The following is a 14961-nucleotide window of genomic DNA, read 5'->3' as shown; positions in this document are numbered from 1 at the left end:
GGGTGGCGTGTAATGGTTCATCAAGTTGATCAATCCAAAGACGTACTTAAGCAGGATGAACAGTTTGTTTGGCATTCTATGAAACCTTATAATCCGAATTTGACAATGGTGGTTACCAGTGCGAAGGGTGCTTGGGTAACAGATATTAACGGTAACAAATACTTAGATGCAATGGCTGGTTTGTGGTGTGTAAATACTGGTTATGGACGAACGGAATTAGCAGAGGCAGCTTACGACCAATTAAAGGAAATGGCGTATTACCCCTTAACACATAGTCACTTGCCTGCAGTGAAACTCGCTGAAAAGCTAAATGAAATGCTCGGTGGAGATTATGTTATATTCTTTTCTAACAGTGGTTCCGAAGCGAATGAAGCTGCTTTTAAAATAGCGAGACAATATCACCAGCAACGCGGCCAGCATAACCGATACAAGATCGTTTCACGTTACCGTTCCTACCACGGGAATTCAATGGGAGCGCTTGCCGCAACCGGCCAGGCCCAAAGAAAATACAAATATGAACCACTTGCTCCTGGATTTCTTCATGTTTCACCTCCAGACACATATAGGATGTTAGATTCTGATCTTGAGAATGCACAAGATATGGCATGTGTAAAAGAAGTCGATCGGACGATGACATGGGAACTTAGTGAGACGGTGGCAGCAATGATTATGGAACCGATCATTACTGGAGGGGGTGTGTTGATGCCTCCTGATGGATACATGAAGGCCGTCAAAGAAATTTGTGAAAAACATGGCGCCTTGTTGATTGTGGATGAAGTCATTTGCGGATTCGGTCGAACCGGAAAGCCATTTGGCTTTATGAATTATGAGGTGCAACCGGACATTATTACGATGGCTAAAGGTATAACTTCAGCTTACTTACCCCTTTCGGCAACAGCGGTAAAGAAAGAGGTATACGAAGCTTTTAAAGGAAATGATGAATATGATTTCTTCAGGCATATCAACACATTTGGTGGTAATCCAGCAGCTTGTGCACTTGCGTTGAAAAATCTCGAAATCATGGAAAATGAAAAGTTATTCGTTCGGTCTAAAGAATTAGGTGATCAATTATTAAATGAATTACTGGCTCATTTGCAAAACAATCCATATGTCGGTGATGTTCGTGGTAAAGGACTTCTCGTCGGAATTGAGCTCGTTAAAAATAAAGCAACGAAAGAGCCACTTGCAACTGGCATGGTAAATGAGGTTATCGGAACCTGTAAAAAGAATGGTTTGATTATCGGGAAAAACGGTGTGACAGTAGAGGGTTATAACAATGTGTTAACATTAGCACCACCATTAAGTCTAGAGGACAATGATTTGTCATTTATCATTCAGGTCCTCACAAATGTCCTGAATGAATTGTATTTATTTGAATCTAAATGAATTTGATATAAATGAATTGATAATAGCCTATTATTATTTAAAGTACATGCTTAATTTACCTCACAAAAATGTGGGGTTTTTTATATTTACATTATTAACAGATGAATTAAATAATTTAATACAGACTATATTGACAAATTTATAGGGGGTTCATTCATGAGAGTTAAAACAATCTTTCTAATGATTATGATTTTCGTGTCTCTTTAATCAAATGTATTTGCAGGTACTTTTCCAGGATCTATGTATACATACTGGAAAAGTCCTAACCCTTAATAAGGCTGTTCTTTTTTCGTTGCATTACTTTTAAAGACAAAATAAAAAACTATTGTGAATAAATTGAAAGTATAGTAGTTTTAATACGTACTTAAAAACTGAATAGATATTTAAAAGTGCTCAAGTTTAACTTGAGATAATAGGGAAACCGGTTAAAATCCGGTGCAGCCCCCGCTACTGTAAGCACGTATGACCTTGTTATGAACCACTGGCTATAGGCTGGGAAGGAGACAGGGATCAAGTGAAGTGTAAGCCAGGAGACCTGCTTTTAAATGCGTAATACGATTCTCGGAGGGAGGATGATGTGTTAGACTTAGCGACTGAAAATACAATCGTTGATTGTTCTTTTTTGCTATGAATAGATATAGGGCGAACTATATGTCTATGAACCTCCTTGATTATTGGTATCTTTTTTAGGGGGCTGACATATGGGGCGCCCTTTTTGTGTGGAAAAAAAGAAAGGAAGTGTGTGATGACAACCTGGAACTTAAACGGAACCATGAGTCATGTTCTGATCTGTAACGGATCGAGTTGTATGAGAAAGGGAGGAGAAGAAGTCACGCAAGCGATAAGAGATGAGATCAAGAAGCAAGAGATGGACACTCTCGTCCACACGACAAGGACACGCTGTAACGGCAGATGTAAAGATGCTTGCATTGCGATCATCTATCCTGAAGGAACGTGGTATAAAGTGCCGGATGAAGAGGCAGCCCGAACAATCGTGCATCAGCATCTCTTACTTGGAGAAAAGGTTAAAGAGCTCATCGTCTACGAATATGGGGAAACCGGCTTTTGCCTCAGTCAGGAGAACGGATGGATCACCGGAGTCGAAAAGGGAGAAAAGAAGGAGGCCGTTCAATAATGGAAGTCATTACCTTTTCTTTACTCGCTATTTTCATCGGGATACGTCATGGACTGGATGGTGACCATGTTGCAGCCATCGCTGACATGGTAGGAAGTGAAAAGAAACGGAGAAGGCAGCTGTCACTAGGTATCATGTATGCGCTCGGACATGGATCGATCGTTTTTTGTATCGGACTCTTGTCGATCTATGTGGGAGCCAAGATGCCAAGCGGCGCCCAAAGCTATCTTGAGCTTGCGGTCAGTATCACTCTGATTGTACTCGGTCTTGTCATTATGCTCTCCATCATTCAGCGCAGAGGGGACTACGAATATAAAGGCAGATTTGAAATTCTCTTGGATTACATAAGAAGGATGACGGGCTCTAAGAACCATAGTGATGAAAAACTGACGAAGCTCGGTGTGGTCGGCGCATTTATTATCGGGATCATCCACGGGATCGGTGTTGAGAGTCCCACGCAGATTGCGGTAGTTTCTCATGCGGCCGGATTCGGAAGCATAACGGGTGCAACCGCACAATTAGTTCTTTTTGTTGTAGGGCTTCTGCTCTCTACCATCTGTGTGACTTTCCTGATCACATGGGGCTTTATGAAGGCAAACATGAAGAAGGGTTTTTTCGTCGTACTCGGATCCATAACAGGATTATACAGTGTGGGTCTTGGCATTTATATGATGATAGAACTCTTAAAAGGAGGATTCTAGATGCGAGGAAAACTCTTGATTATCGGTTTTGGCCCAGGAAGTTACGATCATATTACCGAACGCGCTAAACAAGCGATCCAAGAAAGCGACTGCATCGTAGGATACAAGACGTATGTGGAACTGATACAAGGATTGATCACGACACAAAAGATCATCAGCACTGGAATGTCTGAGGAAGTAAGCCGTGCTCAGGCTGCTGTGAAGATGGCGGAAGAAGGAAAGAAAGTAGCGGTCATCTCAAGCGGTGATGCTGGTGTTTATGGGATGAGCGGTCTCGTATACGAGGTGCTGGTCGAAAGAGGCTGGACGGAAGAATCGGGTGTCGAGGTTGAAGTCATACCTGGTATATCAGCAATCAACTCTTGTGCGTCACTGCTTGGGGCGCCTGTCATGCATGACGCCTGTACGATCAGCTTAAGTGACCATCTCACGCCCTGGAAATTGATCGAGAAAAGAATTCATGCTGCCGCAGAAGCCGATTTTGTCATTGCGTTCTATAACCCAAAAAGCGGTCGGCGAACAAGACAGATCGTAGAAGCACAGAAGATTCTGCTTAAACACCGAGCTCCTCATACCCCTGTCGGACTAGTAAAAAGCGCTTATCGGGACAGGGAAAACGTTGTAATCACCAACCTGAAAGAGATGCTCGATCATGACATCGGCATGCTGACAACGGTAATCGTGGGTAACTCACAGACGTTCGTCTATGACAGCAATAAACTCATCACACCGAGAGGATATCAGCGGAAATATACGTTGAACACTGACGTGCAGCGATTAAAGCCCCATGAGCGGCTGAGAAAGGAAAACGAACCATGGGCTCTGCAGGACGAGGTGGATACATCGGAAAAAGAATCAAAGATCTCGGCTCTCGAACTCGCAAACGAGGCACTCGCTCTTTCCTCGGGCTCTTTAATCGACTTCCAGGAACCCTCTGTCCATTATGTGGATTCTATCTTGGAGTTTGGGGTCTCGCCTGGGCTTGTGAATAAGAAGTTCACAGCAAAACAACTGATGGTGCTCGCTGAGGTTGTTGGTGAACATGGGGAGATGGAATATACACCCCATCATCAAATCAAAATTCAGCTTAAAACGAATAATCCTGATGAAATTACCGAGAAGCTGAAGGAAGAAGGTTTTTTACTGCTTCCGGCCGGTGATGTCCTTCAGATCAAAGCCTGTGATTTCTGTAACGGTGAAAAATATGATTCGATTCCATATGTGCAACAACTGCAAGATGAGCTGGGAGGCATACCGCTTCCAAAAGAGCTGAAGCTTGGCTTCAACGGATGCGGAATGGCTTGCTATGGAGCTGTTCAAGAAGATATCGGGATCGTTTTTCGTAAAGGAAAATTCGATCTGTTCATAGGGGGGAAACCTCTAAGCAGGACAGCCCATTCTGCTCAACCGGTAATGGAAGGAATCGAACCAGAGAAACTTGCCGGAATCGTTTCATCGATCATTTCGGAGTATGAGGAAAAAGGCAATCCGAATGAACGCTTCTTCAAGTTCTTTAAGCGGGTACAAAAAGTTGGCGGTTTTACTTATAGAGACATGACCCCGGCAATAGAGCTAGAGCCGGCGCCATGCGGTGATTAAGGAGGAGAACAATGAGAGCAATATTGATGGTAGGCCATGGAAGCAGGGACAGTGAGGGGAACGACCAAGTCCGGAGTTTCATCGACCAGATCAAGACACAAGTAGATCCTGATCTGCTTGTAGAAACATGCTTTTTAGAGTTTGAAAGACCCGACGTTCATCAAGGAATCAAGAACTGTGTACTAAAAGGAGCGACTTCCGTAGCTGTGGTTCCGATCATGCTTCTGCCCGCTGGACACTCAAAGATTCATATTCCCGCAGCGATCGATGAAGCGAAAGAGCAGTATCCGCATGTAGACATCACGTACAGCAGGCCGATCGGCATCCACGATTCAGCTTTAAAAATCCTTCAGTATCGGCTGGAAGAGATAGGGGAAGATACAGAGTCACCAACGGATGATACGGCCGTTCTATTACTCGGGCGCGGAGGAAGTGATCCCGATGCCAACAGCGATCTTTATAAGATCACAAGGCTGCTTTGGGAAAAGTTGAACTACCAAATCATTGAGCCAGCGTTTATGGGCGTCACCCATCCATCCCTTGATGAAGGGATAGAGCGCCTGGTCAAGCTCGGGGCGAAAAGGGTTATCATCCTTCCTTACTTTCTTTTCACGGGCATCCTGATCAATCGGTTAGAAGATTCTTTAGCAAAGTTTAAGGAGCAGTACCCTGAGCATTCTTTTTTACTCGCTAAATACTTCGGGTTTCATCCGGAACTGCAAAGAATCCTGATCGACCGTATCGAAGAGGTGCTCCAAGGTGAAGTGAAGATGAACTGTGACACTTGTCAGTACCGTTTAGATGCGATGGCGCATATCGACCACCACCATCATCATGATCACGATCATCACCATCATCACTACTCCCATGAGAATGAGGAACAGAAAGTATGATTCTTTTTCTGGCCGGTACGAGTGATGCAAGAGAACTCGCACTTAAGATTCAAAAAGCAGGCTATCCGCTCCTTGCTACGGTGGTCACGGAGAATGCCGCTTCAGAGCTCAAGAAATATGGAATCCATGTACACACGGGACGTCTAGATCAAGACGGCATCACAGCTTTTATTAAGGAGCACCGGATCACCATGGTAGTTGATGCCTCTCATCCTTTTGCTGAGGAAGCCAGCAAGAACGCGATGTTTGGCGCAAAAGAACAAGGTGTCACCTATATCCGTTACGAGCGTGATAAAAAGGACTTTTATGATGAAAATCTGATATGGACAGATACGTATGAAGAGGCAGCAGAACAGGCTGCTTTAAAAGGTGGTGTCGTGATGCTCACTACCGGAAGCAAGACTCTTCAAATATTTACTGACAAACTGCTGGGGCGTTCTGACATAACCTTGATCGCAAGGATGCTGCCGAGAAAAGACAACATGGAAAAGTGCGAGAAGCTCGGATTTCCTCAAAAAAACATCGTGGCGATCCAAGGGCCGTTCTCTAAAGAGTTCAATCAGGCTTTGTTTCAACAGTTTCATGTCGACGTGATGGTAACAAAGGAAAGCGGCAAACAAGGAGCGGTGGATGAAAAGGTAGAAGCTGCTTTAGAGATAGGGATTTCTGTCGTGATGATCAGGCGGCCGAAGATCCAGTATGAGAACCAGTATGCAGATTTTGAAGAAATTGTACGGCATATTTCACGAGAATGGAGAGGAGTACACACATGATGGATTTTAAAACAGAATTTAAACCGCTCACCGTCCAGCCAGAACAGATCGAAGGACGCAGCTTTGAGATGATCGATGAAGAGATCGGTCCCCATCCTTTTACGGACGAACAGTATCCGGTCGTACGACGAGTCATCCACGCCTCAGCCGATTTTGAGCTGGGGAAAAGCATGCTCTTTCACCCGAACGCTATTCAAGCGGGTATCCAAGCGATCCATAACGGAAAGAAAGTGGTAGCGGATGTTCAGATGGTCCAAGTCGGTGTCAGCAAACACCGGATTGAAAAATTCGGAGGAGAAGTGAAAGTATATATCTCTGATGACGACGTGATGAAAGAAGCGAAAAGGCTGAATACCACGCGCGCAATCATCTCGATGCGTAAAGCGATCAAAGAAGCAGACGGCGGCATCTTTGCCATCGGGAACGCACCAACCGCACTTCTTGAACTGATCCGTCTCGTAAAAGAGGGGGAAGCAAAACCAGGCCTTGTGATCGGTTTACCGGTCGGTTTTGTATCTGCTGCCGAATCAAAAGAGGAGCTCGCGAAGCTTGATATCCCTTTTATCACAAATATTGGACGCAAAGGCGGCAGTACGGTTACCGTCGCTGCGTTAAACGCGATCTCCCTTCTAGCTGACCAGGGTTAGATCATGGACAGCAAGACGGCAAAAAAAGATAAAAAAGATCTTCGGCAGGGCTATACGACAGGCGCCTGTGCCACTGCCGCTACAAAAGCTGCGCTTACCGCTTTGATCACCGGGGAGCCGCAATATGAAGCCACTATCTACCTGCCGGTAAAAAAGTTTGCCACCTTTCAGATGGAGTCCTGCGACCTTCGAGCGGGAGCAGCGGAAGCAGGGACCATTAAAGATGCAGGAGATGACCCGGATGCTACCCATCAGGCACTGATCAAATCCGAGGTGTCCTGGAACAAGGAAGACGGAATAATGATAGACGGAGGAATTGGTGTCGGGAGAGTGACGAAGGAAGGGTTACCAGTCGCGGTAGGTGAAGCAGCGATCAACCCTGTTCCAAGAAAGATGATCCACGAGACGGCAAATGAGGTGTTAGCATCTTTTGGAATTAAAAAAGGGATTAAAATCGTGATCTCCGTCCCAGATGGAGAAGAGATCGCGAAGAAGACCTTAAATGGAAGACTTGGCATTCTAGGCGGTATATCCATACTCGGAACAAGAGGAATCGTCATCCCATTCTCTTCAGCTGCTTATAAAGCAAGTATCGTACAAGCCATCTCTGTTGCCAGAGCATGCGGATGCCGTCATCTCGTCATCACGACTGGCGGCAGGAGTGAAAAATACGGCATCAAGGAGTACCCGTCTCTACCGGAGGAAGCTTTCATAGAGATGGGTGACTTTGTAGGGTTTACATTAAAAGAGTGCAAACGGCAGGGGATCGAGAAGATCTCGATGGTCGGGATGATGGGGAAGTTCTCCAAAGTCGCACAAGGCGTTATGATGGTCCACTCCAAGAGTGCCCCCATCGATTTTGGGTTCTTAGCATCAGTTGCTGAACGAGCGGGTGCAACCGAAGAAATCCTCAAACAGGTAAGAGAAGCGAACACTGCCTCACAAGTCGGGGATCTTATGGCAACTCATGGCATCAGCGCTTTCTTTGAAGAACTCTGCCTGAGCTGCTGCAGAAACGCACTCAAAGAAGCAAAGGGGGGACTCACAGTCTCTACCAGTCTATATACGTTAAAGGGAGAACGATTAGGAAAGGCGGAACAGCATGACATCAATTAAAGTGATCGGGATGGGAGACGGAGGCCCGGCTGAACTCCTGCCAGGATATCAGGAGATGATAAACAAGAGTGAAATCCTTATAGGCGGAGATCGCCACCTTGCCTTCTTCCCTGAATACCAGGGAGAAAAAGTGGCCATAAAAGGCGGATTGAAGCATGTTGCGGAACGCTTGAAACATGAAGATAAGAGTACGGTTGTCCTCGCTTCAGGTGATCCCCTCTATTATGGCATCGGCAGCTATCTCTCCAGACACCTTGATGCAGAGGTCTACCCTTACTTGAGTTCTGTACAGCTCGCTTTTGCGAGATTCGGTGAAAGCCATCAAGACGCTTATGTTACGAGTGTCCACGGCAGAACCATGAAGGGGCTCGCACAACGGATCGATGGAAAGAAGAAGGTCGCCATCTTAACAGACAGCGAGAACACACCAAAAGCGGTCGCCCAATATCTTCTCTACTACGGCATGAACGAGTATACGGGGTTCGTTGCTGAAAACCTCGGGGGCAGGAACGAGCGATGCACGTCCATGACCTTAGAAGAGATGGCTGAGTGGGAAGGATCTCCACTGAACGTAGTGATATTAAAACAGTTATCAGAGGGCCCAAAGTGGCGTTTTGGGATCGAGGATGAGGAGTTTTTTCAAAGAAAGCCCGAGAAAGGCCTGATCACAAAAAAAGAAATCCGCACACTAAGCCTTGGCGCACTTCAGCTTCAGGAAGACAGCATTGTTTGGGATATCGGCATATGTACAGGATCAGTGGCGATCGAATCTGCCAAGCTTGCTCGGGAAGGTGCCGTTTACGGTATCGAGAAGAACGAGCATGACTTGAAAAACTGCTATGAAAATATGAAAAAGTTTCGAACAGACTTAACCGTCGTACAAGGCAAAGCACCGGAAAAGCTAGACGGATTTCCAGATCCTGATGCCATCTTTATCGGAGGGACAGCAGGAGATATGCAAGGAATACTGAATGTTTGCTGCAGCCGGTTGAAGCCTGGCGGAAGGATCGTTCTGAACGCCGTCACAATCGAGAATCTCACTCAAGCAGTTGAAGGATTTAAGGAAAGAAACTATGAAACTGCGATTACGCTCGCACAGATATCTAGGAGTAAGCCTATCTTAAATTTAACGAGGTTCGATAGCTTGAATCCTATCTATATCATAACAGCCTCAAGAAAAGGAGATTAATATGGTCGGTACTCTGTTTGGTCTTGGTGTAGGTCCGGGGGATCCGGAACTGCTAACCGTAAAAGCTTTCCGGAAGCTGAAGGAATCACCGGTTATCGCTTATCCGAAGAAAAGAAAAGGCACAAAAAGCTATGCCCATAAGATCGTTGACGTATATCTGAAACAAGGGGAAAAAGAGATGCTCGGCCTTGTTTTTCCAATGACAAAAGACCCCGAAATTCTGGAACGGGAATGGTCGAACACGGTTGAAGCCGTCTACAAAAAGCTCAGCGAAGGAAAGGACGTCGCTTTTGTAACGGAGGGAGATCCTCTTCTTTACAGTACGTTCATCCATATGATGAACATGATGAAAAAGAGGCATCCTGAAGTTCCGATCAAAACCGTACCCGGTATTTCTTCGATCAACGGAGCAGCTTCTGCACTGGGGCTCGCTCTTGCTGAAGGGGATGAACATGTTGCGATCATCCCGGCACGTGACGATTACGAAGCAATGAAAAAAGCGATCGTAGAAAACGACTGCATCTTTTTTATAAAAGTGGCAAAGGTCATGCCGCTGATGCTTAACATATTGCGCGAGCTTGATCTAATGGAAAAGGCATCGGTTGTCACGAAAGTAACATCAGAAGAAGAGATCATCTGGAACATCCATGAGCTGGATCATGCAGACCTTGAATATTTAACACTAATGGTGGTGAGAAAATAATGAAGATTACGATTGTAGGGGCCGGTCCTGGAGATCCGGATCTAATTACGGTCAAAGGCTTGAACGCACTGGAAAAGGCAGATGTCGTCATGTATGCCGATTCACTCGTGAGTGAAGCACTCATCGAACGGGCAAAGGCCGATGCAGAGGTCATCAAGACGGCAGGCATGCATCTGGAAGAGATGGTAGAACTGATGGTCACCCGTGTAAGGGAAGGAAAGGAAGTTGTAAGGGTCCATACAGGCGACCCAGCCGTCTACGGAGCAACGCTTGAACAGATCAGTCTTTTAAAACGGGAAGGCATCAAAGTGGAAATCATTCCAGGTGTCTCTTCCGTCTTTGCGTCTGCCGCAGCGATCGGGGCCGAGCTAACGGTTCCAGACCTGACGCAGACGGTCATCCTTACGAGGGCAGAAGGACGAACGAAGATGCCTGAAAGAGAAAAGCTCAGAGATCTTGCAAGCCATCATTGTACGATTGCGCTCTTCCTAAGTGCAACTTTAACGAAAAAAATCGTAAACGAATTCCTGGAAGCAGGATGGGATGAAAAGACCCCTGTCGCTGCCGTGTATAAAGCATCCTGGCCGGATGAAAAAATCATACGTACAACACTTGAGAACCTGGATGAGGATCTCAGGCTGAACGGGATGCGAAAACAGGTGATGATCTTAGCAGGATGGGCGCTCGATGAAAGAATACACGAAAAAGATTTCAGATCTAAGCTATATGACAAGTCCTTTACCCATGGTTTCCGTAAAGGAGTGCCCCTATGATTCATGTCCTGCAGGAAGGAAAACAGCCCGAAATCGAAATAACAAATGAATATGCGATTGTCGCGATCACTAAACATGGTGTGATGCTGGCAAGAAAGCTTCAGCGTTCCTTCACTTCGTCAGATCTTTTCTACATGAAAAAGTTCGGAAAAGGGGATGAACAAGAGAAGAACATCCAGATGTTCGAAGGAAGTGTACGCCTGCTCCTTCCTTCTCTTTTCAACCATTATAAAGGCATCGTCTTGATCATTTCCCTTGGAGCAGTCGTACGGATGATCGCTCCGCTGTTAAAAGACAAAAAGACAGATCCCGGCATCGTCGTACTTGATGACAAGGGGCAGTTTGCGATTTCTGTCCTGTCGGGACATATGGGCGGAGCGAACGAACTGACAAGGGAGATCGCTGCCCTGATTGGGGCCGAATCGGTTATCACTACAGCTTCTGATGTACAAAAGACGATACCTGTTGATCTCTTTGGCAAGCGTTTCGGCTGGGTGTGGGACTCTGCTGAAAAACTGACGCCTGTATCAGCCTCTGTTGTGAACGAAGAGCATGTTGCGATCGTCCAGGAATCAGGAGAGAGGAATTGGTGGGAATATGACCGGCCGATTCCAGAAAATATCAGGCTGTATGGATCCATACAGGAGGCACAGCAGCATAACCCTGATGCAGCTTTAATCGTGACGCATCGAAACTTGTGCAAAGACGAGGAACAGATTCTCAAGAACGGTGTACTTTATCGCCCCAAGGTGATCATCCTCGGCATAGGATGCAACCGGGGCACGAGTGCTGAGGAAATACAATCTGTGATCCAGGAAACCTTGGATGAACTGAAGTTCTCGATAAAGAGTGTAAAAGGAATAGCCACGATCGACTTGAAAAAAGATGAAGCCGGTCTCTTAGAAACCGTCTCCAAGTATGACTGGAGCTTTACCTCTTATACACCTGAAGAACTGAATAACGTGACGATCTCTGAACCATCTCAAACCGTCTTTTCCTATACGGGCGCTTATGGAGTAAGTGAACCCGCCGCACGATTAGCCAGTGGCGCAAGCAATCTGGCTCTTGTAAAGAAAAAGTCAGGCAACGTTACCATTTCGGTCGCTGTAATTCCTTATTGATAGGTTAGTAAAAGAGGAGGTGGGGGTTTATGAGTAATAGAAGAATCATAATCGCAGGTACAGGAAGCGGTGTAGGCAAAACGACGCTGACAATCGGGCTTATGAGCGCTTTAAAAAGACGTGGCTACACTGTGCAGGGGTATAAATGCGGCCCTGATTATATCGACCCTAGTTACCATACAGCTGTAACAGGAAGAATATCCAGGAATCTGGACAGTTGGATGATGGATGAAGGTGTTGTAAAAGACATCATAAACCGGAATCGTGAAGGGGTTGATATTTCCATCATAGAAGGAGTTATGGGATTTTTTGATGGGAAAAATCCGGAATCGAATGAAGGAAGCACAGCTGAGATAAGTATGATCACAAAGAGCCCGGTTTTGCTGGTCGTTAACTGTGCCAGTATGGCAAGAAGTGCAGCAGCGATCGTTAAAGGATTCCAATGTTTTTCTGATGCCAACATTGTGGGAGTGATCGCAAACCAGGTAGGATCTAAAGGACATTATGAACTGGTTAAACGAGCCATTGAGAAAGAATGCAAACTGCCTGTTGTAGGCTACTTGGAAAGAAAAAATGAACTGAACATACCGGAACGTCATCTGGGGCTGGTCCCATCCATCGAACGAGGTGATCTTGATCTGTTCTTTCAGAAACTTGGAGAATTGATCGAAGACAGAATAGACCTTGATACTTTGATGAAACTTGCAGAAGAAGCAGCCCCTTTAGAAGCCAATCGATCTTCTCTTTTTCAGGCCAAGGGTCTGCCAAGCGTCAAAGTCGCTGTTGCGAAAGACGCAGCTTTCAACTTTTATTATCAAGAGAACCTCAATCTATTAGAAGCACATGGAGCAGAGCTTACTTTCTTCTCCCCGTTGAAGGGTGAGTGTGTACCTCCTGATACAGAAGCGCTCTATTTAGGAGGAGGGTTTCCTGAAGAGTTTGCTTGGGAGCTTTCACAACAAAGTGCGGTCAAAGAATCCATTAGGAACGCTATACAGTCAGGCATCCCAACTCTCGCCGAGTGTGGGGGATTCATGTACCTCACAGAAGAGATTCAGACAACAGACAGCAAGCGGTATGATATGGCAGGGGTCATCCCAGGGAGAGTGGTCATGCAATCGAAGCGTGCTGCTCTTGGATACAGGGAGATCACTGGTAAACCGGGGAACTTTTTGTTAAAGGAGGGCACAATAGCTAAAGGACATGAGTTCCATTACTCAACGTACCACTCACATACAGAAGTTCCATATGCCTATAAAACAAAAGGGATGAGAGGAAGCAAGGATGAAGGATATATGAAGGGCAGCCTCGTCGCGGGCTACACTCATTTTCATTTTGCTTCTTGTCCGGATATGGTAATCAATTGGATGAAAGAGTGTCAGGAGCGGAAACTCAATGTCTAGACCTCTTTCTGTCATGATACAGGGCACACATTCTGATGCAGGGAAGAGCATCATCACGACAGCATTTTGCCGGATCTTTTCGCAGGATGGATTTCGAACAGCACCGTTTAAGTCACAGAACATGGCGTTAAATTCGTACATAACCTTGGACGGCAAGGAGATCGGAAGGGCTCAGGGAGTGCAAGCAGAAGCAGCAGGGATAGCAGCAACTACCGATATGAATCCGATACTGATTAAACCGAGCCGGGAGAACGAATCTCAGATCGTGGTGCATGGTAAAGTTCTTCAGAACATGAACGCCTTTGAGTATAGGAGATCCTTTTTTGAGACAGGCCTTCAGCTGATCCAAGATTCACTTGCAGCACTGTATGAGACATACGACTGCATAGTGATCGAAGGCGCCGGAAGTCCAGCAGAAGTGAATCTTAACGATAGGGAGCTCGTTAACATGCGGGTAGCATCAATGGCGGATGCCCCTGTCATCTTGGTCGGAGATATCGAAAAGGGTGGTGTCTTCGCAAGCCTTGTAGGCACGCTTCAGCTTCTTTCTGAACAAGACCGTAAACGGATCATAGGTGTCATCATCAATAAGTTCCGGGGTGATCTTTCATTGCTCAAACCCGGTCTTGACTGGTTTGAGAGTTATAGCGGCAAGCCCGTTCTGGGTGTAATACCGTATATGCCCGACCTTACGATTGAAGCTGAAGACTCTGTTGTTCTTCAGCGCTACAGAAAAGAAAAAGATGAATCAAAGAGTCTCGACATTGCGGTTATCCAGTATCCTATGATCTCGAACTTTACGGATATCGATCCGTTCTTTTCAGAACCGGATTGTTCGGTACGCTTCGTCACACGGGCTGACCAGCTGGAAAAACCAGACATGATCATCCTGCCAGGCAGCAAGAACACGATAGAAGATCTATTCTTTCTAAAGAAAAGTGGACTATACGACAAGATTAAGTTCTATGCTGAGGCCGATGGGACACATACGTTTGGAATCTGTGGAGGCTATCAGATGCTCGGGCGTTTTGTCAGCGATCCTAAAAATGTAGAAACCTCATATGGCAGCACTGAAGGTCTGGGTCTGCTTCCTATACAAACCGAACTTAGCACGAAAAAGAAGACGGTACGCTCAGAAGGGATAGCCGTTTTTGGAGCGAAGAGAATCAGAGTTGAAGGTTATGAGATACATATGGGTAATTCCCGTACTTTAGGGAGTATCGATTCCTTTATTGAAACAACGAACCGAGAAAGTGACGGTGCGAAAAGTGAGGATGAAAGAATCATAGGCACCTATTTTCACGGAGTTTTCCATAATGATGAGTTCAGGAACACTCTTCTTAACTCGATCAGAAGGCAAAAAGGATTGAGCGAGATGAAGGAACCAGTTTATTTCAGCAGATTAAGAGAGAAGAACTTTGATAAACTAGCCTCACAAGTGCGCAGACATGTGAACCTTGAACTTATCTATCAACAGATGAAAGCCTACAGCGAGCAAAGGTGTCAAAACGTTTAGCCAGCA

14 protein-coding genes and 1 riboswitch are annotated in these 14961 nt (G+C 45.8%); all 14 genes read left to right on the top strand.

The features are described 5' to 3' along the window. Nucleotides 1–12 precede the first annotated feature (12 nt). The 14 genes from IEV52_RS09660 (at nt 13) to IEV52_RS09595 (ending at nt 14955) form a co-directional block, all read left to right on the top strand. Nucleotides 13–1386 carry an aspartate aminotransferase family protein gene (locus IEV52_RS09660; RefSeq protein WP_188402360.1) on the top strand — a complete coding sequence of 458 codons (1374 nt, stop codon included), beginning with the start codon at nt 13–15 and terminating at the stop codon, nt 1384–1386. A gap of 370 nt (nt 1387–1756) precedes the next feature. After that, nucleotides 1757–1943: riboswitch (cobalamin riboswitch) on the top strand. A 188-nt stretch (nt 1944–2131) separates the two neighbouring features. Continuing rightward, complete coding sequence (locus IEV52_RS09655) at nt 2132–2521, top strand: (2Fe-2S) ferredoxin domain-containing protein (RefSeq protein WP_188402359.1); 390 nt, start codon at nt 2132–2134, stop codon at nt 2519–2521. Beyond that, on the top strand, nt 2521–3222 hold the full coding sequence (locus IEV52_RS09650) for a HoxN/HupN/NixA family nickel/cobalt transporter (RefSeq protein ID WP_188402358.1): 702 nt from the start codon (nt 2521–2523) through the stop codon (nt 3220–3222). Before IEV52_RS09655 ends, IEV52_RS09650 begins: the two co-directional genes overlap by 1 nt. Continuing rightward, the gene (gene cobJ / locus IEV52_RS09645; protein WP_188402357.1) at nt 3223–4821 is read left to right on the top strand and encodes a precorrin-3B C(17)-methyltransferase; all 1599 of its coding nucleotides are present in this window, start codon (nt 3223–3225) and stop codon (nt 4819–4821) included. It begins immediately after the preceding gene. Between the two features lie 11 nt (nt 4822–4832). Next, nucleotides 4833–5714 carry a sirohydrochlorin chelatase gene (locus IEV52_RS09640; RefSeq protein WP_188402356.1) on the top strand — a complete coding sequence of 294 codons (882 nt, stop codon included), beginning with the start codon at nt 4833–4835 and terminating at the stop codon, nt 5712–5714. Further along, nucleotides 5711–6487, top strand: a complete 777-nt coding sequence (gene cobK / locus IEV52_RS09635) for a precorrin-6A reductase (protein ID WP_188402355.1) — start codon at nt 5711–5713, stop codon at nt 6485–6487. The genes IEV52_RS09640 and cobK overlap by 4 nt, the downstream gene beginning before the upstream one ends. Next, a complete protein-coding gene (locus IEV52_RS09630; RefSeq protein ID WP_188402354.1) occupies nt 6487–7134 on the top strand; it encodes a precorrin-8X methylmutase in 648 nt (215 codons plus the stop codon). Before cobK ends, IEV52_RS09630 begins: the two co-directional genes overlap by 1 nt. A gap of 3 nt (nt 7135–7137) precedes the next feature. Next, nucleotides 7138–8250: a cobalt-precorrin-5B (C(1))-methyltransferase gene (locus IEV52_RS09625; RefSeq protein WP_188402353.1), complete on the top strand. Its 1113-nt coding sequence runs from the start codon at nt 7138–7140 to the stop codon at nt 8248–8250. Further along, nucleotides 8237–9439: a precorrin-6y C5,15-methyltransferase (decarboxylating) subunit CbiE gene (gene cbiE / locus IEV52_RS09620; protein ID WP_188402352.1), complete on the top strand. Its 1203-nt coding sequence runs from the start codon at nt 8237–8239 to the stop codon at nt 9437–9439. Before IEV52_RS09625 ends, cbiE begins: the two co-directional genes overlap by 14 nt. 1 nt (nt 9440) lies before the next feature. After that, nucleotides 9441–10142, top strand: coding sequence for a precorrin-2 C(20)-methyltransferase (gene cobI, locus IEV52_RS09615; protein WP_188402351.1), 702 nt, complete (start codon nt 9441–9443; stop codon nt 10140–10142). After that, nucleotides 10142–10915, top strand: coding sequence for a precorrin-4 C(11)-methyltransferase (gene cobM, locus IEV52_RS09610; RefSeq protein ID WP_188402350.1), 774 nt, complete (start codon nt 10142–10144; stop codon nt 10913–10915). The genes cobI and cobM overlap by 1 nt, the downstream gene beginning before the upstream one ends. Next, nucleotides 10912–12036 (top strand): cobalt-precorrin 5A hydrolase, encoded by a 1125-nt coding sequence (locus IEV52_RS09605; protein ID WP_188402349.1) that lies wholly within the window; start codon nt 10912–10914, stop codon nt 12034–12036. The genes cobM and IEV52_RS09605 overlap by 4 nt, the downstream gene beginning before the upstream one ends. A 29-nt stretch (nt 12037–12065) precedes the next feature. Next, a complete protein-coding gene (locus IEV52_RS09600) occupies nt 12066–13439 on the top strand; it encodes a cobyrinic acid a,c-diamide synthase CobB (protein ID WP_188402348.1) in 1374 nt (457 codons plus the stop codon). Next, complete coding sequence (locus IEV52_RS09595; RefSeq protein WP_188402347.1) at nt 13432–14955, top strand: cobyric acid synthase; 1524 nt, start codon at nt 13432–13434, stop codon at nt 14953–14955. Before IEV52_RS09600 ends, IEV52_RS09595 begins: the two co-directional genes overlap by 8 nt. Nucleotides 14956–14961 lie beyond the last annotated feature (6 nt).

Origin of the sequence: Fictibacillus barbaricus (assembly GCF_014635025.1) — a bacterium.
Taxonomy (GTDB): domain Bacteria; phylum Bacillota; class Bacilli; order Bacillales; family Fictibacillaceae; genus Fictibacillus; species Fictibacillus barbaricus.
The sequence above is the reverse complement of the archived record's forward strand: the minus strand, read 5'-3'. Positions and strand labels throughout refer to the sequence as shown.